The following is a 20,090-nucleotide window of genomic DNA, read 5'->3' as shown; positions in this document are numbered from 1 at the left end:
TGGCGCCTTAAAAAGGCGCCATTTTCTTGCTCACTCGCTGCTTAGTCTGGACAGACCCACATCAGCGTTCCTGCACCGGCGCCTGAACCCGCGCCTTCCATTGGCCTCCCTTGCCGCGCCAGTAACGCACCGCCGACGCAAACGTCGCGCCGACGTAAAACAGCGCGATCAGCGGCAGAAACGGCGCCCACAAGGGCGAACGGCGGTAATAACTGAGCATCGGTGCATACGCGCAGCACATGGCTGCCCACGCGAGCCACGCGGGCCAGCCCATCGGCCCCAGCACCAATGCGGCGAACGGCGGCATCAGATAGATGATCGTCATGCCCAGCAGCGTGCCCGCGAGCAGCAGCGGCGAGTAGTGAAGCTGCGTGAAGGCCGTGCGTGCAATCATGTTCCAGATCTCGCGCCAGCTATCGTACGGACGCAGCGAGACGCTGCGCGCCGCCACATCCAGCCGGATCGGATGAAGTCCCGTACCGCGATGTTTAATACGCGCGGCCAGGCTGCAGTCGTCGATCAGTTCGGCGCGGATCGACTCGATGCCACCCGCTTCCTCGAGCGCGCTGCGCCGCACCAGCATGCAGCCACCGGCCGCCGCCGCCGTGCGATTGCGCGGGTTGTTGACCCACGCGAACGGGTACAGCTTGGCGAAAAAGAAAACGAACGCCGGAATCAGCGCCTTTTCCCAGAACGAATCGCAACGCAAACGCACCATCAGCGAAACCAGATCGCGCTGTTCCGCGTCTGCCCGCGCGACGAGTTGCGCGACCGCGTCCGCGGGATGACCGATGTCCGCGTCGGTCAGCAGCAGGAAGTCCGCCGGCAGCCCGAGCGTGCGCACCGCCTCGATACCTTGCGACTGCGCCCAGACCTTGCCCGACCAGCCCGGCGGTAACGGCTTCGCGCTCAGCACCGTCAAACGGTCGGGGCATTGCAACTGCAACGCCGCGGCGCGCGCGGCGTCGGCCGTGCCGTCGGTGCTGTGGTCGTCGACCACGATCACGTGGAAGTCGCCGGGATAGTCCTGCTGCAGCAGACTCGTGACCGCCTCGGCGATCACCTCGACTTCATTGCGCGCCGGCACCACGGCGGCCACCGCCGGCCAGACTTCGCGCGGCGCAAGCGCCAGCGGCGCGGCAGGCCGCGCGCGCCAGAAACCGCCGCGCGCGAACAGCAGCACGCACCAGATCAACAGGGAGAGACACGAAAGAAGAAACAGAACCACCGCCATTAAGCATTACCCTCGATTGAACGCGCCGCCACACCGACGCGCCGCGATAGCCACATCACCACGGTGCGCGCCGCGACGACGCACCAGTCAAACGTATTGAGTTCCAACCGCTCGCGAAACACGTTGTAGCCCGCGCGCTCGATGCGCTCGAGAAAGCGCAGGCCGCCGTGCACGGCGCCGCACAGCTCGAACCCGAGCCGCCCCGGAATCCGCAACGCGAGCGGCGCGCCGCGCACCAGCGTGCTCCGGACAAACGACACCTCATGCGCCATCAGCGCGCGCCAGGCGTCGTCGGCGAGGCCTTGGGCAATCTGCGCCTCGGTCACGCCAAAGCGCTTCAGATCTGCGAGCGGCAGATACAGCCGATCGTTTTTCCAGTCGTCGGCGACTTCGAGCCAGAAACTGATGAGTTGCGACGCGGTGCAGATCGCATCGGCGTCGGCGAGATTCTCCGGCGTGGCCGCACCCACCAGATGCAGCATCAGATGCCCGACCGGATTCGCCGAGTGGCGGCAATAGTCGAGCAGCGCGGCCCGATCCGCATAACGGCGACTGTCGATGTCTTGCGCGCACGCTCGCAGTAGGTCGTAGAACGGCGCGAGCGGCAGTTTATACTGCGCCACCACGCCGGCAAGCTTGCCGAACAAAAGCGGATGAACCGGCGCCGCACGCCGCTCGGCAACCGCGTCGAGACCGGCGCGGAAGTCGGCGAGCCGGGCGTGTCGCTCGGCGGCGCTCCAGTCGCCTTCGTCGGCGATGTCGGCCGCCGTGCGGACAACTTGATAGATAATGCCGACGGGCGCGCGCAGCGCCTTGGGCAGCAACACGCTCGCGACCGGAAAATTTTCGGACTGATCGACTTCCATCCAGCGAGCCTCGAAACCATTCTGTAATGTGGGCGCCCGAGCGCGCCGCAGGACCACGTAGTTTAAGGGTTCCGCCAATCCGGCGCAGCGTGTAATCATTGCCGCATGCACCGGCGGCGGCGCCGAACCCAAGCTGGCAATGCAGCGCTCGCCCAACACCGGGCGGGCCCGCCAAAGCAAAGCCGGCCCGATAGCGTTAGAATGCGCGTTTGGTTTTGCTGTACCGGCGGTCGCCGGGGCTCAAGACGTCAACTAATTAGATGGTCGCGGCGATAAAGTCAGACTTACCGACTTCTTCGAAACCCGCGTCAGTCGGAGTTCGCCAACTTATGCGAGTCATCCTTGCTCAACCCCGCGGCTTTTGTGCGGGTGTTGTTCGTGCAATCGAGATCGTCGATCGCGCGTTACAGCAACACGGCGCCCCCGTGTACGTACGCCACGAGATTGTCCACAATCGTCACGTGGTCGACAATCTGCGCCAGAAGGGCGCGCGCTTCGTCGAAGAACTCGATGAAGTGCCGCAAGGCGCGGTTGCCATTTTCAGCGCACACGGTGTTGCGCAAACCGTCGAACGTGACGCGGAAGCGCGCGGTCTCGACGTGCTGGACGCAACCTGTCCGCTGGTCACCAAAGTGCATGTGCAAGGCCGCCAGTACGTCGGCGCCGGTCGCACGCTGATCCTGATCGGCCACGCCGGGCATCCGGAAGTGGAAGGCACGATCGGTCAAATCCCCGGTAAGGTGATGCTGGTGCAGAGCGAAGCCGAGGTCGCGCATCTGGACCTGCCGCTCGATACGCCGCTCGCTTACGTCACGCAGACCACGCTGTCGGTGGACGACACGCGTGGCATCATCGACGCCTTGCTGCGCCGCTTTACCGACATCGTCGGACCGGACACGCGCGACATCTGCTATGCGACGCAAAACCGCCAGGCCGCGGTGCGCGAACTGAGCAAGCAGGTCGAAGTGCTGTTGGTGGTGGGCGCAACCAATAGTTCAAACTCGAACCGGCTGCGCGAGATCGGCAGCGAAAGCGGCGTGGCGAGCTACCTCGTCGCCGACGGTTCGGAAGTGAAGCCGGAGTGGTTTGCGAATGTGCAGACGGTGGGCATTACGGCCGGCGCTTCGGCGCCGGAAGAGATGGTCAGAAACGTCATCGATGCGCTGAGCGCATTGGGGCCCGTCGATGTCACGACGATGTCGGGTCGTGAAGAGAAAGTCGAATTCAAGTTGCCGGCGAAACTGCTGCAACCGCTCGCCGCACGCGAGGTTTAAAGACAAGCTGTTGGCTGTTCCGCTGCGGCAAAAACGTGCGGACCGCGACAGCGGCAACACACTTTAAGCTTAAGCGGTACATCGGGCGGCTTTGCGCCGAGTCTGATCGATCGTGATGCCGGAGACATAAAAAAAGCGCGGTGGCTTTCGAGCCACCGCGCTTTTTCTTTGGCCGCACCGCCAAGGCGCTACGTTTAAACGTAGTCGGCCTTATATATAGGCCGAAATGCTTGGCCTCACCTTATCCCGCGCTACGCGCGTTATGCGCGGTGAGGAACTTGATCAGACCGTCGATGCCGCCCTTCGAAATCTGATCGGCAAACTGCGTCTGATAAACCTGGATCAGCCAGGCGCCCATCATGTTGATGTCATAGACCTTCCAGCCGGACGGACCCTTGGTCAAACGGTAGTCGATTGCGTCGTCACCGCCGTTGCTGATCACGTGCGACTGCACGACGATGTCTTTAGCACCCGCCGACGCATCGACCGGCAAGAACTTGAACTTCACGTCCTGATCGCGCAATTGCGACAGCGACGCCGCATAAGTGCGAACCAGCAGTAGCGTGAATTGGTCATAGAGCTGCTTCTGTTGCTCGGGCGTGGCGGTCGACCAGGCTTTGCCGACGGCAATCCGCGTGGTGCGCTGGAAATCCGTGGCTGGCAGGAAGCGGGTTTCCACGAGTTGCGTGATTTTGCCCATGTCGCCGCCGCGCGCTTGCGGGTCGGCCTTCATGGCAGCGACGGTGCCCTCGACGGCACCTTTTACCACCGTATCAGGCGCGCTTTGCGCAAAAGCTGCCGTGGAAACAAGGGCCGCGGCCAGAAAAGCAGACAGATAACGTTTCATACGCTCGTCAAAACCTGAAAGAAGTAAGTGCCGGCAGCCTTGTCAGCCGTGGCGAAAGCAGGATAGACCAGTATACCGATATTGCGTTCCCACCCCGATGCGCCGCACCGGGCGCCGTACTTGCTACCGAATACGGCCCGGATCCCTCGGGCTCTGTATACTTGTGCACTTTCGTCAAAAACAACGTCCCGTGATAAGGCCAGTTTCGCCTACATGCTGAAGTCATCTATTGTCCGTCTCGTCGCCTACTCGGTGCGGTATCCGCTACGGATCGTCGCCGCATCGCTCGTGCTCGCCGTTCTGAGCGGCATCTACGTCGCCCATAACTTCAAGATCAACACGGATATCAGCCGTCTGATCGACACGGACAAGCAATGGTCGTCGCTCGAACACGCGATGGACCAGGCGTTCCCGGATCGCGGCGACACCGTGCTGGTGGTCGTCGAAGCGCGCGCGCCCGAGTTCGCCGACGCCGCCGCCAACGCCCTGACCACCGCATTGAAAGCCGATCCGAAGGAGTTCGTGCAGGTATCCCAGCCGGCCGGCGGTGCGTTCTTCGACCACAACGGCCTGCTGTTTCCGTCCACCGAAGAAGTCCTGTCCACCACCTCGCAACTCGTGCAATCGCGCCCGCTGGTCAATGCGCTGGCGCACGATCCGAGCCTGACCGGCCTCGCCGGCACACTCACCACGAGTCTGTTGCTGCCGCTGCAATTGGGTCAGGTGAAGCTCGCCGATATGAGTCATTTGCTGTCCACCAGCGCAACCACGCTCGATCGCGTACTGGCGGGACAGCCGGCGGCGTTCTCGTGGCGCGCGCTGGTCGACAAGGGCGTCGCCACCAACCCGGCGCGCGCGTTCGTCGTCGTGCAGCCGGTCGTGAACTACGACGCGCTGGAGCCGGGCGCGAGCGCGTCGAAGTCGATCCGCGCGACCGCCGTGGCGCTGCACCTCGAAGCGCGCTATGGCGCGACAGTCCGCCTGACCGGCGAACAGCCGCTCGCGGACGAAGAGTTCGCCTCGGTCCAGGACGGCGCGGCGCTGAACGGCATCGGCACCTTTGTCGTCGTGTTGATCATTCTGTGGCTTGCGCTGCGTTCGGGCCGCATGATCGCCGCCGTGTTCATCACGCTGTTCGTCGGGCTCGCGATCACCGCGGCGCTGGGTCTGATGCTGGTGGGCGCGCTGAACATGATTTCGGTCGCGTTCATGGTGTTGTTCGTCGGGCTCGGGGTCGATTTCGGCGTGCAGTTCGGCGTCAAATATCGCGAGGAGCGCAATCGCGACAATCGTCTTTCCGCCGCGCTCATGCATACGGCGCACAGCATCGGCGTGCCGCTGACGCTCGCGGCCGTGGCGGTCGCGTTGAGTTTCTTCTCGTTCCTGCCGACCGCTTATCGCGGCGTCTCGGAGTTGGGAGAGATCGCCGGCGTCGGTATGTTCGTCGCGTATTTCACCAACATGACGCTGCTGCCGGCTCTGCTGAAGCTCTTCAATCCGCCGGGCGAAGCCGCGTCGCCGGGTTTCAAGCAGCTCGCGCCCGTCGACGATTTTCTCGATCATCACCGCAAGCCGGTGCTAATCGGCACGCTGATCGTCGTGATCGGCGCCTCGCCGCTGCTCACGCATCTGCGCTTCGACTTCAACCCGCTGCATCTGAAGGACCCGCATACGGAATCGATGGCAACGCTGTTGTCGCTGAAGGATTCGCCGGAAGCCGCGGTCAACAACGTGCATGTGCTGGCGGCGTCGCTCGCCGACGCGGACCAGAAGGCCGCGCATCTGCGCACCTTGCCGGAAGTGGGCCGCGTCACGACGCTCGATACGTTCGTCCCCACTGAACAGCAGCAAAAAATGATGCTGGTCGCCAGCGCCGCGCAGCAACTACTGCCGGCTCTGCAGCAGCAACCCGCGCCGGCCGCCACGGACGCGGTACGCGTGGCGACGCTCAAGCGCGCGGCGAACCAGCTCTCGCTCGCCGCCGAAGATCATCCGGGACCCGGCGCGGCCGAAGCCCAGCATCTGTCCGCGACACTGCAAAAGCTCGCCGCCGCCGACGCCGCCACGCGCGACCGCGCCGAAACGGCGCTGTCCGAGCCGTTGCGCATCGCGCTGAAGCAGTTGGCGGATCTTTTGCAGCCGACTCCCATCACCCGCGAGAATCTGCCGAAGGAAATCTCCAGCGGCTGGGTCTCGAAAGACGGCCGCGCGCTCGTCGACATCGCACCGAAAATCAAACCAGGCGCCGATCCGAACGACGACACCGTGCTCGCGAGCTTCGTCCATGCGGTGAAGAAGGCGGAGCCGGACGCGATCGGCGGGCCAATTTCGATCCTGCATTCGGCCGACACGATCATCAAAGCGTTCCTGCAGGCCGCCTGCTGGGCGCTGCTGTCCATCGCGATCCTGCTGTGGATCGCGCTGCGGCGCGTCGGCGACATGCTGCGCACGCTGGTGCCGCTGCTGGTCTCGGCGCTCGTCACGCTGGAGTTGTGCGTGGTGTTCGGCATGCCGCTGAACTTCGCGAATATCATCGCGCTGCCGCTCATGCTCGGCGTCGGCGTAGCATTCAAGATTTACTTCGTGATGGCATGGCGTAACGGCCAGACCGGCCTGTTGCAGTCGAGCCTGACGCACGCCGTGCTGTTCAGCGCAGCGACTACGGCGACGGCGTTCGGCAGTCTCTGGTTGTCGCATCATCCGGGGACGTCCAGCATGGGACGTCTGCTGGCGCTCTCGTTGTTCTGTACGCTGATCGGCGCGGTGGTGTTCCAACCTGTGTTGATGGGCAAGCCGCGTCCACGTCGCTCGAAGCACAAAGGAATCTAAGCATGAAGCTGCGTAACACCGTGTTGGCGCTGGCCGCTACCGGTCTGATCTCTGGCTGCGCCACCGGTCCCGACCGCAAGCCCGGCGACCCATTCGAACCGGTCAACCGCGTGGTGTTCAAATTCAACGACGGACTGGACACCTACGTTGCGCGGCCCGTCGCGCAGGGCTATCAGAAAGTGACGCCGCAGCCGTTGCGTACCGCCGTCAGCAACTTCTTCTCGAACCTGGGCGACCTGAGCAACGCCGCGAACGCGTTGTTGCAATTGAAGATCACGGATGCGACCGAAGACCTCGTGCGTTTCGCGTTCAACTCGACCTTCGGTTTGGGCGGCCTGCTGGACTGGGCAACGCCGGCCGGGCTGCCGAAACATCATCAGGATTTCGGGCTGACGTTGGGCCACTGGGGTGTGCCGTCGGGTCCGTATCTGGTTCTGCCGCTGTTCGGTCCGAGCACGGTACGAGACAGCATGGGGCTGGTGGTCGACGTGAAGTTCAACCCGTTGAACTACATGGAGCCGGCCCTGCGCAATCCGCTGTACATCCTGCAGTTCGTGAGCGTGCGGTCCGACTTGCTGGGCGCGACCGATTTGCTGCAGCAGGCGGCGCTGGATAAATACTCGTTCGTGCGGGACGCGTATACGCAGCAGCGCAAGGCGCGTTTGCGCGGGACGAGCGACAACGCGGCGCCGTTGCCGAACTACGACGATCAGGGCGATTCGGGCGCCTCGGCCGCGCCGAAGGGCACGGCGGGCGGATTGCCGAACTATGCGGACCCGGGCGATGCCGCCGAAGCGCCGAATGCGGCGTCTGGAGCGGCTACGGGCGTGCCTGCGGGCGTACCGAACTACGCCGACCCGGGCGATGCGCCGGCTAGCGGTGCGGCGGGCGCTATGCCGGCAGCGCCGGCGGCGGCTTCGGGCGCGGTAGCGCCGACGCCGCAACCTGTGCCGGAAGTGGGTAAGCAGCCGGCGGCGGTGCCCAGCACGCAGTAGGGAACAAGAGATCGTCGTAGTTCACTTTGGCGGATTGTAAAACGGCTTCCTTCACTTATAAGGAAGCCGTTTTTTATTGTTTTCTGGAAATTCAAAGTGATCCCTCGCGCCGTACTGGCTATCTTTTTTCACCAAACCACCCATATTGTTATCGGGATACCGCATTTGCATAACGACACTACATTTACCAGTTAAGATGAATTCTTCACCGCCATCATTTCCATGCAAAAATGCCGAACAGATATGCGGCCGAACGCGGAATACCGACCGTTCCGAACTGCGCGCGATCGCAGATATCGCTCAGGTTTGATGGCCGCTTTCTATCCATGATTGGTCTCAATGGGCGAGCTTATGCAGTCGTTTCTGGGAGTCCCAAATATAACGGTGCGTTCGACTACTCTGTCGGTCGGCAACGTGAAATCAATGCAGGTCCCATCCCGCAAGGTCAGTACTGGATTCAGCCGTCGCAAATGTGGACAAATCGTTGGTACAGCCTTGCGCCTCGAGCAGCATGGGGAAATCATCGGATCACTATTCACGTTTTTCCCGGCACCCAAACGTATAATCGCGAAGGCTTTTTTATCCACGGTGGCACCCATGCGGGCAGCGCTGGCTGCATTAATCTGCATGGCCGAATGGAAGATTTGTTGCGTGACCTAAAGGCAGCTACCTCGTCATCTCCAGATTGTTATATACCGCTGAACGTCAGGTATTAATATGGTTCGCAATAAAATTTTTAATATTATTCTGGGTGGCCTTTTGCTACTCCTGCTGTCGCTAGTCATCGCGTTCAACGTACTTAATCTGCAAGAAGCGTATGGCGGCGGTCCTCCGTTTTACTCACGGACGACCAATATGGACAAGTGGACAAATCCCCTACCCACACTCGGAATCATTGACGGAATTACCGTACTGATCATTACCGCCTATGTCTACGCCCAAAGAACAGCACAAAGAAAGCGCTAAACGCTGGCGTGCTGCGCTGAGCGCCGTAGAAGGCGGACAAAGAAAGAGCCCCGCGCAAAGCGGGGCCAAGCTGAAACGGTAAAACGGGCGTGACGCCTTCCGAATGCAACGCCGCGCGGCCGGCCAGCAAAGCGCCACCGGTTGCGCATCCAGCCTCAATGCAGGCTATCCACCTCGGCTCTCGCCCCAGCCATTTCTTCTTCAGCGGCTGCCACCCCTTGCGGTACCGCCACCGGCCGCGACCCTTCGCGATACCTCGCAAACGCCTCTTCCGCATAACGGATCTGCGTACGTCCGTGGGGTGCCGGTTCGCCGTTTTCGTCCAGATTGACGAACACCATCTTTTCGACGGTCAGGATGCTCTTGCGTGTGATTTTGTTGCGCACTTCACAGCGCAGCGTCAGCGAGGTGCGGCCAAAGTGCGTGGCGGTCATGCCGAGTTCGATAATGTCGCCTTGCCGCGCAGAGCTGACGAAATTGATTTCAGACATGAACTTGGTCACCACCCGCTGGTTGTCCAGTTGGCAGATTGCGTAGATCGCGGCTTCTTCGTCGATCCAGCGCAGCAGGCTCCCGCCGAACAGCGTGCCGTTAGGGTTGAGATCTTCGGGCTTGACCCACTTTCTGGTATGGAAATTCATTTGGTACTCCGTGTTCGAGGCGCCAGGTGGAGGCTCGCCGCCTCAACCTAGGGTTAACACTGACATTGTACCAAATATAAGGGTTTTCCCTAGTTATTCAATATCTACTGAATTCTTAGGGAAAATCAATCGACGCCAAGCCCAGCGGGCGAAACCGCCTGCTCACACCGCCGCGACCATCCGCAAAGCACCCGCCTCGGTCATCGCGCGCCGCGCTTGAACCAGCGAACCTCGCGCCGCCCGCGCATCCACCGCCACCTGGATCAGTGCGCCAAGCTGCGACGGCTGGCGCAGCAATTCCCGCAGAATCGGCCCGAGCGCCGTGCTGCCATCGTCGCGCAGACCCGCGGTCGCGGCCGACGGCAGTGTCCGCCAGGCTGGATCGACGATCGCGCGGCACACCGCGAACGGCACGCCCTGTGCGGCAGCCGTCGCACCGGCAATGTGCGACTCCATATCTACCGCCAACGCGCCGGTCGAGCGGTGCAGCACGCTCTTGTCGTCCGCGCTCACCAGCGGAGCAGTCACGGCAGCCACGAGACCGCGTTTCAGACGCGCCTTGAGCGGTCCAGCCGTCAGCGCGGCCGCCAGCCTGTCAGCCCACGCCCGATCGGTCTGGAGACGCCCTAACGGGCCCTCCACGGCATCCGCGACGATGATCGAACCCGGTTCCAGATCCGGCGCCAATCCGCCCGCAGTGCCAAAACTCACGATACCCGCGCAACCGCGCGCCACCGCCGCGCTCAACGCGCGCTCCAGCAGATCGGCGCGCGCCGCGTAGACCACCTCGACGCCCTCGCCGCGCGCGATGCGCGCCTCGAACGCCATGCCCGTCACCACGATCACCGGCAAGCCGGCGTGGCCAGCCGCGCCGGACGGCGTTGTCGAAAGCGGCATCCGTTACATCCCGACCGCGACGCGCGTGAGTCCGTTGCGCTTCAAATGACGGAAACGCGCCAGCGCCCACAGCGGGAAGAACTTGCGATAGCCGTGGTAGCGCAGATAAAACACGCGCGGGAAACCGGTTGCGCTGAAGCGCGTTTCGTCCCACAAGCCGTGCTCGCGCTGTTCGCGCTGCAAATACGCGACGCCGCGCGCCACCGCTTCGTGATTGACCTCGCCGACGGCCATCAGCCCCAGCAGCGCCCACGCGGTTTGCGAAGCGGTGCTCGGCGCGCGTTCGTAACCGCGATAGTCGAGCTTGTAACTCTCGCCGCCTTCGCCCCAGCCGCCGTCCTCGTTCTGGATCGACAGGAGCCACTGCGCGGCGCGCCTCATGCGCGGGTCGTCGTGTGGGAAGCCGGCTGCGTTCAGCGAACACAGCGCGGTCCACGTGCCATAGATGTAATTCAGGCCCCAGCGGCCGTACCAGCTACCGTCCGATTCCTGCTCCTTCAGCATGTAGTCGAATGCGCGTTGTGCCGGCTCGCTGTCCTTCGGCAATTCGCCGAGTTGCGCGAGCATCGACAAACAGCGACCCGACACGTCCGCGGTCGGCGGATCGAGCAAGGCGCCGTGATCGGAGAACGGAATGTTGTTCAGGTAGTACTGGGTGTTTTCCGGCTCGAACGCGCCCCAGCCGCCGTCGCTGCTCTGCATGCCGACCACCCATTCGCGCGCGCGCGCAATCGCTTCGCGATCCACGTCGGATTGCGTGAGCGCGGCCGAGCGCTGCATTGCCATCGCGACCACCGCCGTATCGTCGACGTCCGGATAGTGCGCGTTGTTGTACTGGAACGCCCAGCCGCCAGGACGCACGTTCGGCCGCCGCGAAATCCAGTCGCCGCGCACGTCGAGAATCTGCAGCGGCCGCAGCCATGCGAGCCCGCGTTCAGCGGCCTGTTCGGCATGCGCCTCGCCGGTTTCGAGCAGCGCGTGCGCCACCAGCGAGGTGTCCCACACCGGCGACAGACACGGTTGGCAATACGCTTCGTCATCCTTGATGACGAGCAGCTTCTCGATCGACCGGCGCGCGATCGCGCGATTCGGATGATCCGCCGGATAGCCGAGCACGTCGTACATCATCACCGAATTGGCCATGGCCGGGAAAATCGCGCCGAGGCCGTCTTCCCCGTTCAGCCGTTCGTCGACGAACGCCACGGCCGCGCGCACCGCACGTTCGCGCGTCGCTTTCGGAAACAAACCGTCGACCGCGCGCAGCAGTACGTCCACACCGCTGAAAAAGCGGAACCAGCCGAGGTGCTGGTGCGGCGCCCGATCGCGCGGGCCGACGTTGACCGGCGCGCCGCGGAACAGCTCGTCGATCCGCACGCGCCGCGGATTGCGCGCCACCGGCCGCTTCGCGTTGAGCACCAGCAGCGGCACGATCACGGTCCGCGCCCAGTACGACACCTTCGACAGATGGAACGGGAACCATGCCGGCAAAAGCGTGATTTCAACCGGCATCATCGGCACCGCGCGCCACGACACCACGCCGAACAGCGCGAGCAGAATTCGCGTGAAGACATTGACCGTTTCCGCGCCGCCATGGGCCAGAATCGCCTCACGGGCGCGGACCATGTGCTCGGCGTCGACCGGGTCGCCGATCATCTTGAGCGCGAAGTAGGCCTTCACGCTCGCGCTGATGTCGAGCGCGCCGTCGGTGAACAACGGCCAGCCGCCCTCCGCCATCTGGATGCGGCGCAGATAACGGCCGATCTTCTGCTCCAGTTCCAGGTTCGGCGTTTCGCCGAGGTAGTGGACCAGCAACACGTATTCGGCGGGAATCGTCGCGTCGGCTTCGAGTTCGTAGACCCAGTGGCCGTCCGGTTTCTGCGCGGCGAGGATCGCGTCGGTCGCGCGCGTAATCGCGGCGTCGAGCGAGGCGTCGAGCGAGGCGTCGGGCGCTTGCGCGACCGGCGTCGCGACCGCGGCGGCGTCGGTGCCGGCGATTTCGGGCAGGACGGCGTCCAGCGGCTGAGCTTGAGATAAGTCGTTCATCGGCGTTCCATCGGTTCATTCAGCAACGTATCCGCGGCCTTCTGGCCGGAGCGGATCGCGCCTTCAATCGTCGCGGGCAGGCCGGTGGCCGTCCAGTCGCCCGCGAGCATCAGGTTGTTCCAGCGAGTGCGCGTGCCGGGACGCAGCGTTTCCTGGTCCGGCAGCGCAGCGAAGCTCGCGCGTGGGTTCATCACGACCTGCCAGGCCGGCATCGGCGTGGCGGGCAGACCGGCTGCCTGGGCGACTTCGGCCCACACGGTCGCCGCGAGCGCTTCGTGCGGCGTGTCGAGCAGGGCTTCAGGGTGGCCGACGGTCACGCAGAGGCGTCCGTCGGATGCGAACAGCCATTCGCCCGTTGCGTTGAGCAGTCCGGTGAGCGGCGGCAAGCCGAACGGCGGCTCGACCGCGAAATGGACGCTCGCGGCGGCTGCGAAGCGCGTCGGCGCGCGCATGCCGGGCACCAGCGTCTGCGCGATCTCCGGCGGCACAGCGAGAATCACGGCCTGATTGGCCTCGACGGCAATCTGTTCCTGCGCGAAAGTCAGCGTCTGCACGCGGGGCTGGTCGGCGGCGAAACCGATTGCCGTCAGACCCGAATCCAGCCGGATGGTCGCGCCGCCATGCTGCAGCAGTCGCAGCGCCGGGTCGACGAAAGCGCTACCGAGGCCATTGCGCGCCATCAGCGGACGCCATGCGAGGCCGCCGGCGAGCAAAGTCTCCCGCACCATGGCAGCCGTCAATTCCGCCGATGCCTCACGCGGCTCGACCTGCAGCAGCGCATGAAACAGCGGCCGCAGCAGGCGGTCCCACAACGGACCATTGGCGCGCATGGTTTGCGCGACGCTGCGTCCGGGCCTGGCGAACAGCAACGGCACGAGCGACAGATAATCGCCCGGCCCGGTGTTCGGCACGCGCGCGTTCGAGTCGAAGATCCACCAGGGCAAATGGCCTGGTGACATGCGCACGGTCCAGCGCGCCCGCGTGGCCAGATCGACGAACGGATAGTCGGGCTGCGCCGGACCGTCCAGTTGGTCGGCGGCGCCGATCGCCCGCATGTAGTTCAGCGTCGCGGCATGGCCTGCCAACACGATGTGATTGCCGCTGTCGAGCGTTGCGCCCAGCTTCGCGTCGTAATACGAACGGCAACGTCCTCCTGCGTAGCTCGCTGCCTCGTGCAGCACGACTTGCGCGCCGCGCCGCTGCAGTTGCACCGCGGCGGCCAGGCCGGCAAGGCCCGCGCCGACCACGTGGACGAGCTTCGGCATCAACTCAGAAGAGCGCGTAACGCGCGACGATCCACAGCATGCGCAGCTTCGGCTTGCTGACCTTCGTGCGCGGAATGTCGAAGCCGCGGTCCAGCGTGCGGTCGAGCAGCAGGCGATAGACGCCCGACATGATGCGCGGCGCCTTCACGTGCACCCGCGATTCGCGGTCCATGATCGCGTCGGACGCAGCAAAGTGCTCCTTGGCGCGCTCGGCGAGCGTGGCGCAGACACGCGGCAGCGAGGGATCGTCGGCGATCTGCGTCGGGCTCGTTACCGCGATGCCTTCGCGCGCCAGCAATTCGTGCGGCAGGTAGCAGCGATTGATGCCGGCGTCTTCGTCGATATCGCGCAGGATGTTGGTCAATTGCAGCGCGCGGCCCAGATGGTGCGCGAGCAAACGGCCGGGTTCGTCCTGCATCCCGAATATCCTCACCGATAGCCGGCCTGCCGCACTGGCGACCCGGTCGCAGTAGAGGTCGAGCGTGGCTTCGTCGGGCGCGCAAATGTCGGCGGCGGCGTCCATCGCCATGCCGTCGATCATCGCGTGAAAATCTTCGCGTTGCAGATGAAACGTATGAATGTGCCGCGTCAGCGCGCGCAGCGAAGCGCGCGGCGCGCCGGCATAGCACGCGTCGATATCCGCCCGCCAGCGCTCGAGCGCGGCGGCGCGTTCAACGCGCGGCATGTCGCTGTCGGCGATATCGTCGACAGCGCGGCAAAAAGCGTAGACCTGATACATCGCATCGCGCTGCGCAGCCGGCAGGATGCGCATGGCGAGATAAAACGAGCTGCCGGACGTGGCGGCAGCGGCGTCGATTTCTGGTTCGTCCACGACAAGATTGGAAACAGCCAAGACGATCTCCGCTGGAGGCGCCCGCTGAAAGGCGTTCAAGAAGTTTGATGCTCACCCGCAGGGCGAGCGGCCCGCGCGCGCGGACACGCGCGAAACATCCGGCAGGGAGGCCGGAAACGGCGAAAAGTATATCAACGTTTGTGAGATGCCGCAGTTTCGCGGGTGAATAAGGGGCCGGAAGCGGGGCCGGTAGGACAGCCGTTCACGAGCCGTTCATGCCGCGTAGTGCGCCGCGCGCGCTTCCACGCGATAAGCCGGGCCGGCCGAAACCGCGCCGTACCGCTCAGACCTCAGACAAACGCGATCGAGCGGTTGCGTCCCTGCCGTTTCGCGCTATACAGCGCAGCGTCGGCTTCATTGATCAGCACGTCGTACGCGGGCACGCCCGTACGCGCCGCCGCGCCGCCGACGCTCGCCGTCACCGGCACGCTCACGCCTTGCACTTCGACCGGCGTGTCGGCGATCGTGCAGCGGATCTTTTCCGCGACGCGCATGGCGTCTTCGAGCGGCGTGCAAGGCAGCAGCAACGCGAACTCCTCGCCGCCGAAACGCCCGAAGGTATCCTGCGCGCGCACCACGCCGGCCACGCGCTGCGCCATGACGCGCAGCACCGTGTCGCCCACGCCGTGGCCGAACTGGTCGTTGATTTTCTTGAAGTGATCGAGATCGAACAGGAGCACCGACATGTCGCCGCCGTAGCGCTGCCAGCGCGTGAATTCGTCGCGCAGACGCGCTTCGAAATAACGGCGGTTGGCGATTCCCGTCAGACCGTCGCGGTCCGCGTATTCCTGCAGCTTGGCGACCGCCTCTTCGCGTTCGCGTTGCACGATGCTGACGTGCGTGACGTCCGAGATGGTCACACACACGGCCACCACTTCGCGATCGCGCGTCAGCGGCATAAAGGTGCAGTCCTGCTGCATGAAATCGACGCCGCCGGTGATCGGCCGGTCGTGATCGAACTTGAACAGATACGGGCGCTGCTCCCACGAACTGAACGCGAAACTGCCGAGCTGAAAGACGCTTTCGATCTTGCGCGACAGCCACACGCGCGGCAGTTCGGGGAAATACGTGTACAGCGACTGGCCGACTGCCTGTTCGGCCGTTATGCCGCTGTGGTCCTGCATGAAGCGGTTCCACATGAGGACGTTCATATCGCGATCGAGCACGAAGATGCCGAAACCGACACGTTCGACAACCAGATCGCTCAACGACTCCACGGGCACATTCATAGACTGGACAGCAGCTCGTCGAGCGCTTCGTTCATGTGACGGATCGAGTCTTCCGCCATCAGCATCACCAGATGGGCGCGGAAGCTCTGGTCTTCCAGCGCGAAATTGACTTCGACCAGCAGGGCGACACCCCATTGCAGCACGCCCGGCTGGAACACTTCGTCGAGGGTCATGGCTTCGCCGAGCAGACCGGGCGCCGAAAACACCGGCGTGCGGCCGAGCTGGTCGAGAATGCACGATACGCACGCGCCCGTCAGCACATTGGCGACGTCGAACACCAGCTCGCGCTGGCTGACCGCCTCGTAGGCCGAACGCGAGTACGGATCGCTGACGAGCGAACAGAGTTGATCGACGCTATCGCTGCGGCAAATCACCAGCGCTTCGCCCTTGATGTCGGAACGAAAGCCCTGCCGCACCGCGCTAACCGTATCTTCGATGCCGGTCATCTCGCGCAGCGCCTGCGCCGCCTCGCTCACCGCCACGACCCTCACGCGCGGCACCGACAATTCGATGAACGCATCGAGCAGCCGCGCCAGACGCGTCGCGGCTTGGCCCATCGCCAGGTTGGCGACTTCTTGCAGCGCGTCGCGCTGATCTTCGGTGAGGACTGGCTCAGACATACAACCCGTACTCCTTGAGGATGGGAAGTACCGCCTCGGGCGTCACGGGCTTGGCGATGAATGCGGCGGCGCCGAGCGCGCGCACGCGCGACTGGGCCATCGGCTGGACATCGGCGGAGACGACGATCACGAAGGTGTTGAGATCCTCATGCTGCAAAGCTTCGAGCACCTGATAGCCGGTCATGTCCGGCATCGTCAGATCGAGGAACATTACCGACGCTTTGCCTTCGCGATACAGACCGAGCGCTTCGCGCCCGTTCGTGGCGTAGGACACATCGACATCCCAGTCCGGCGGCAATGCCTTGGTGAGCACCTTGCGGGCAAGCAGCGAATCGTCGGCGATCACAATAGGCAAAGGCATGGGCGGGTCGGAAAGCGAAATTAGCTCTGGCGCGTTAACGGCGTTTACAGGCGAGTTCTTTAGCAGGCGGTCTGTCGACCAGCGGCAAAGTGCGCTGAAGCGTAGGGGAATGCAGAGTGCGTGCGAGCGGGGAGCACGCGCGGCGCGGTGCGTGTGGCGGAACCCGTGGGCGGGCATGAATGCGTGCTCGCACGGTGAACGACGGCTATGACCGGCATGTTCGAAGCCTACCCCGTAGATGAATCTGCGCGGCCTCGTGGATCGGGCTGGTCCCTTGCCGCGCGCGTGTTTCCGCGAACGCCTTCGGCATGCGTGGTACGCACGGTCTGGCAGCCCTCGCGGCAGATGCCTCCGAACATGGCGGACGCATTTTTTATCGTGGCATCGATTTTCGAAGTAAATCAATGGAAAGGCAACTCGCCAATTCCGCGTTCATTAAAGAGATTTTTCCCATAAGTACTATTTTTGAAAATATTTTGATAGATATGGGAAGTCATCTTTGATATTTATGCTTTTGTGTACGTTTGCGCTTGCCGATTCGTCGCTGTTTCAAAAAGCAGACGAATAGCGCGATGCACGCCGCGCGACGATTCGCCAAGGTAACTTCTACCGTGGCCGTGTGTCTATGCTTCTCGTATGACGCCTTCAACGCACCTTTTCTGCTCCGCACGAAGCTGGCTTTAACACCATGACACCCGACCGGTTCGACCCGCCACCCGAGCACCGCCTCGCTGCCAGCCAGCAGGACGAGACGATGTTCCCCGCCGTGCCGGAACAGAACTTCCATGTACGGCGCATGACGCTGATTGCGCTGCTGATCGCCGCGATCGCGCTGCCGTGCGTCTATGTCGCGATCATGGCGTTGAGCGATTGGCGCTCGCGGGTCGCCGACGCCACCGACCTGACGCTGCGCACCGTGCGGGTGGCCGACGAACACGCGCTCAAAGTGTTCGACATGAACGAGACGCTCGACGCGCGGGTCGTCGATCTGACCGAAGGTCTCGACGACGACGGCATTCGCGCCCGTGAAGCCGCGATTCACGAGAAGTTACGCACAATGGGCGGCGGCTATCCGCAAGTGGCCGCAGTCTCGATCTTTGGACACGACGGCAGTCTGCTGGCCACCAGCCGTTTTTATCCGGCGCCGGTCATGTCGATCGGCGAGCGCGACGATTTCGTCGGCATTCGCGGCGGCAAGGATCTGGAGCACGTGTCGAAAGTCATGACGGGGCATGTCGCCGGCGAACAGGTTTTCAACACCGGCGTGGCGCGGCGCGATGCGGACGGCGGGTTTGCCGGCGTGGTCTCGGTGGCCTTGCGGCCCAGCTATTTCGACGCGTTTTACCGCGAACTGCTCGGCGGCAACGACATCACGCCGATCACGATGAGTCTGGTGCGCACGGACGGCGCGATTCTCGCGCGCTATCCCCGCAACCCACGGAACCCGCGCGAGCCGGCCGCGGTGGCCCCGCATTCGCCGTTCGCCGAAGCGTTGGCGCAGGGACGGCGGGCGGGCGTCGTGACCATGCGGTCCGACCTCGACGGCGACGACATGATCGTCGCGTTCCGGCGGGTCGGCTCGTATCCGGTGTATGTGGCGTGCGGCTATCGCACCTCGGCGATCTGGGCCGCGTGGTATCGGCACCTGAGCGTGCTGATTCTGTCGATCTTTACGCCGTCCATCGCGTTGTGGTGCGTGATCTGGCTGTCGCTGCGCCGGCTCGGCGCCGAAGAGGAAGCGTGGGAGCGCTGGCAGGCCGAAGCGTCGATGCGCCGCTCGATCGAATCCGCGTACCGCCAGTCGCGCAAGATGGAAGCGCTCGGCACGCTGGTCGGCAGCGTCGCGCATGATTTCAACAACCTGCTGATGATTCTCTCGTCCAACGTGCAGATCGCGCGACGGCGCGGCACGCCCGGCCTCGATCGCGAACTGTCGGCCATGGAACGCGCGCTCAAGAGCGGCCAGTCGCTGACGCGGCAATTGCTCGGGGTGGCGCGCAAACAGCCGTTGCGCAACGAGACGCTGTCGCTGGAGCGCTGGCTGCCGGCCTGCCGCGAATTGCTGCGCGCGTCGCTCGGCGCGAAGGTGTCGCTGGTGATCGATATTGGCGTGGAAGTGTGGCCGATGCACGTCGACGTCGCCGAACTCGAACTCGCGCTGATCAACGTCGCCATCAACGCGCGCGATGCGATGCCGAACGGCGGCCGATTCACCGTACGGGCCGCGAATATCCATTTTCGCCGCGACGATGGCTTTCCGCTGAGCGGCGAGTTCGTGCAGCTGTCGCTCGAGGATACCGGCGTCGGCATGGCGCCCGACGTGCTCGCGCGGGCCTTCGAGCCGCTCTACACGACCAAGTCGCAGGGCATGGGCACGGGCCTCGGGCTGCCGCAGGTGTTTGCGTTCTGCGAACGCTCGGGCGGGCTGGCCGCAATCGACAGCGCGGTCGGCGCGGGCACGTCGGTGCGCCTGTATCTGCCGCGCGCAACCGACGAACCCGCCGCCGACACCCTCGCTGAGACGAGCGCCGACGAGAGCGGCGCGGCGCAGGGGCTGCGCATTCTGCTGGTCGAAGACAACGAGGAAGTCGCAGCCGGCACGGAGGCGCTGCTGCAGATGATGGGCCACCAGATCACCTGCGTATTTAATGCCGATACTGCACTGCGCCTGTTCGACGACGCGCATGCGCGGCGCGCCCGCACGGGTGAACCGTTGCCGTTCGATCTGGTGCTCTCGGACATCCACATGCCGGGGAAAATGAACGGTATCGATCTGGCCGAGGCGGTGCTGGCGTTCGACACGCAATTACCGGTGATTCTGGTCACGGGCTACGCGGAAGAGCTCGACCGCGCTCGGCACGTGGACGTGCGGGTGCTTTCCAAACCCTTCGATATCGGCTTGCTGGAACAACTGCTGCGAGCGATTCAGCACGATTTGTCGCAGACGGGGACGGGGCCGGCAGTGCAGCCGGCGGATTGAAGCGGGCAATGGCGGGTTTGCGGTGTGACTCAAGGTAGGCGACATCCGCGCCATTTACCGGCGTTGTAAAAGCGCCGCCCCGCTTTCCACTGGTCCCGCGCATGCCGGCATCACCGCTTCTTCGGCGCTGACCGGCTGCTGGATTGGCGTAACGGCGCGCGAGCCACCGCGCCGGCTCCGGCACGATCGT

At 64.0% G+C, this 20,090-nt stretch carries 18 protein-coding genes; 7 read left to right on the top strand and 11 right to left on the bottom strand.

The features are described 5' to 3' along the window. Nucleotides 1-61: 61 nt before the first annotated feature. Together BX591_RS17795 and hpnC are read right to left on the bottom strand one after the other, a co-directional pair. The gene (locus BX591_RS17795; RefSeq protein ID WP_111932697.1) at nucleotides 62-1,234 is read right to left on the bottom strand and encodes a glycosyltransferase; all 1,173 of its coding nucleotides are present in this window, start codon (nucleotides 1,232-1,234) and stop codon (nucleotides 62-64) included. Continuing rightward, nucleotides 1,234-2,100: a squalene synthase HpnC gene (hpnC, locus tag BX591_RS17790; RefSeq protein WP_111932696.1), complete on the bottom strand. Its 867-nt coding sequence runs from the start codon at nucleotides 2,098-2,100 to the stop codon at nucleotides 1,234-1,236. The genes BX591_RS17795 and hpnC overlap by 1 nt, the downstream gene beginning before the upstream one ends. A gap of 329 nt (nucleotides 2,101-2,429) precedes the next feature. Here hpnC and ispH point away from each other — a divergent pair, with 329 nt between their 5' ends. Further along, a complete protein-coding gene (gene ispH / locus BX591_RS17785; protein WP_111932695.1) occupies nucleotides 2,430-3,374 on the top strand; it encodes a 4-hydroxy-3-methylbut-2-enyl diphosphate reductase in 945 nt (314 codons plus the stop codon). 241 nt (nucleotides 3,375-3,615) lie between these two features. Here the strand turns inward: ispH and BX591_RS17780 are convergent, their stop codons facing one another. Beyond that, nucleotides 3,616-4,221: an MlaC/ttg2D family ABC transporter substrate-binding protein gene (locus BX591_RS17780; RefSeq protein WP_111932694.1), complete on the bottom strand. Its 606-nt coding sequence runs from the start codon at nucleotides 4,219-4,221 to the stop codon at nucleotides 3,616-3,618. A 213-nt stretch (nucleotides 4,222-4,434) separates the two neighbouring features. Between BX591_RS17780 and hpnN the strand changes: the two genes are divergently transcribed. The 4 genes from hpnN to BX591_RS17760 all read left to right on the top strand — a co-directional run bounded on the left by hpnN (nucleotide 4,435) and on the right by BX591_RS17760 (nucleotide 9,011). Further along, nucleotides 4,435-7,050 (top strand): hopanoid transporter HpnN, encoded by a 2,616-nt coding sequence (gene hpnN / locus BX591_RS17775; RefSeq protein WP_111932693.1) that lies wholly within the window; start codon nucleotides 4,435-4,437, stop codon nucleotides 7,048-7,050. 2 nt (nucleotides 7,051-7,052) lie between these two features. Beyond that, nucleotides 7,053-8,045, top strand: coding sequence for an MlaA family lipoprotein (locus BX591_RS17770; protein WP_111932692.1), 993 nt, complete (start codon nucleotides 7,053-7,055; stop codon nucleotides 8,043-8,045). Between the two features lie 230 nt (nucleotides 8,046-8,275). Continuing rightward, a complete protein-coding gene (locus BX591_RS37165) occupies nucleotides 8,276-8,761 on the top strand; it encodes a tlde1 domain-containing protein (RefSeq protein WP_111932691.1) in 486 nt (161 codons plus the stop codon). Nucleotide 8,762: 1 nt separating this feature from the next. Next, nucleotides 8,763-9,011 (top strand): hypothetical protein, encoded by a 249-nt coding sequence (locus BX591_RS17760; protein WP_111932690.1) that lies wholly within the window; start codon nucleotides 8,763-8,765, stop codon nucleotides 9,009-9,011. Between the two features lie 155 nt (nucleotides 9,012-9,166). On the opposite strand, the gene BX591_RS17755 is transcribed toward BX591_RS17760, so the two are convergent. The 8 genes from BX591_RS17755 to BX591_RS17720 form a co-directional block, all read right to left on the bottom strand. Next, nucleotides 9,167-9,652: an acyl-CoA thioesterase gene (locus BX591_RS17755; protein ID WP_111932689.1), complete on the bottom strand. Its 486-nt coding sequence runs from the start codon at nucleotides 9,650-9,652 to the stop codon at nucleotides 9,167-9,169. A gap of 162 nt (nucleotides 9,653-9,814) precedes the next feature. Next, nucleotides 9,815-10,549, bottom strand: a complete 735-nt coding sequence (locus BX591_RS17750; RefSeq protein WP_111932688.1) for a phosphorylase — start codon at nucleotides 10,547-10,549, stop codon at nucleotides 9,815-9,817. Between the two features lie 3 nt (nucleotides 10,550-10,552). Further along, nucleotides 10,553-12,592: a squalene--hopene cyclase gene (gene shc / locus BX591_RS17745; protein ID WP_111932687.1), complete on the bottom strand. Its 2,040-nt coding sequence runs from the start codon at nucleotides 12,590-12,592 to the stop codon at nucleotides 10,553-10,555. Then, nucleotides 12,589-13,857, bottom strand: coding sequence for a hydroxysqualene dehydroxylase HpnE (hpnE, locus tag BX591_RS17740; RefSeq protein ID WP_111932795.1), 1,269 nt, complete (start codon nucleotides 13,855-13,857; stop codon nucleotides 12,589-12,591). Before hpnE ends, shc begins: the two co-directional genes overlap by 4 nt. A 4-nt stretch (nucleotides 13,858-13,861) precedes the next feature. After that, nucleotides 13,862-14,710, bottom strand: a complete 849-nt coding sequence (gene hpnD, locus BX591_RS17735) for a presqualene diphosphate synthase HpnD (RefSeq protein ID WP_035560566.1) — start codon at nucleotides 14,708-14,710, stop codon at nucleotides 13,862-13,864. A 290-nt stretch (nucleotides 14,711-15,000) separates the two neighbouring features. Then, a complete protein-coding gene (locus tag BX591_RS17730) occupies nucleotides 15,001-15,939 on the bottom strand; it encodes a sensor domain-containing diguanylate cyclase (protein ID WP_111932686.1) in 939 nt (312 codons plus the stop codon). Continuing rightward, a complete protein-coding gene (locus tag BX591_RS17725) occupies nucleotides 15,936-16,559 on the bottom strand; it encodes a chemotaxis protein CheC (RefSeq protein ID WP_111932685.1) in 624 nt (207 codons plus the stop codon). Before BX591_RS17725 ends, BX591_RS17730 begins: the two co-directional genes overlap by 4 nt. Continuing rightward, nucleotides 16,552-16,920, bottom strand: coding sequence for a response regulator (locus BX591_RS17720; protein WP_028195969.1), 369 nt, complete (start codon nucleotides 16,918-16,920; stop codon nucleotides 16,552-16,554). Before BX591_RS17720 ends, BX591_RS17725 begins: the two co-directional genes overlap by 8 nt. A 308-nt stretch (nucleotides 16,921-17,228) precedes the next feature. On the opposite strand from BX591_RS17720, the gene BX591_RS36135 reads away from it, so the two are divergent. Beyond that, the gene (locus BX591_RS36135; protein WP_146749783.1) at nucleotides 17,229-17,423 is read left to right on the top strand and encodes a hypothetical protein; all 195 of its coding nucleotides are present in this window, start codon (nucleotides 17,229-17,231) and stop codon (nucleotides 17,421-17,423) included. Between the two features lie 185 nt (nucleotides 17,424-17,608). Next, the gene (locus tag BX591_RS17715) at nucleotides 17,609-19,900 is read left to right on the top strand and encodes a hybrid sensor histidine kinase/response regulator (RefSeq protein ID WP_111932684.1); all 2,292 of its coding nucleotides are present in this window, start codon (nucleotides 17,609-17,611) and stop codon (nucleotides 19,898-19,900) included. Nucleotides 19,901-20,090 lie beyond the last annotated feature (190 nt).

Origin of the sequence: Paraburkholderia bryophila, from assembly GCF_003269035.1 — a bacterium.
GTDB classification, from domain to species: Bacteria; Pseudomonadota; Gammaproteobacteria; order Burkholderiales; family Burkholderiaceae; genus Paraburkholderia; species Paraburkholderia bryophila.
This window is presented reverse-complemented; position numbering and strand designations above follow the sequence as displayed.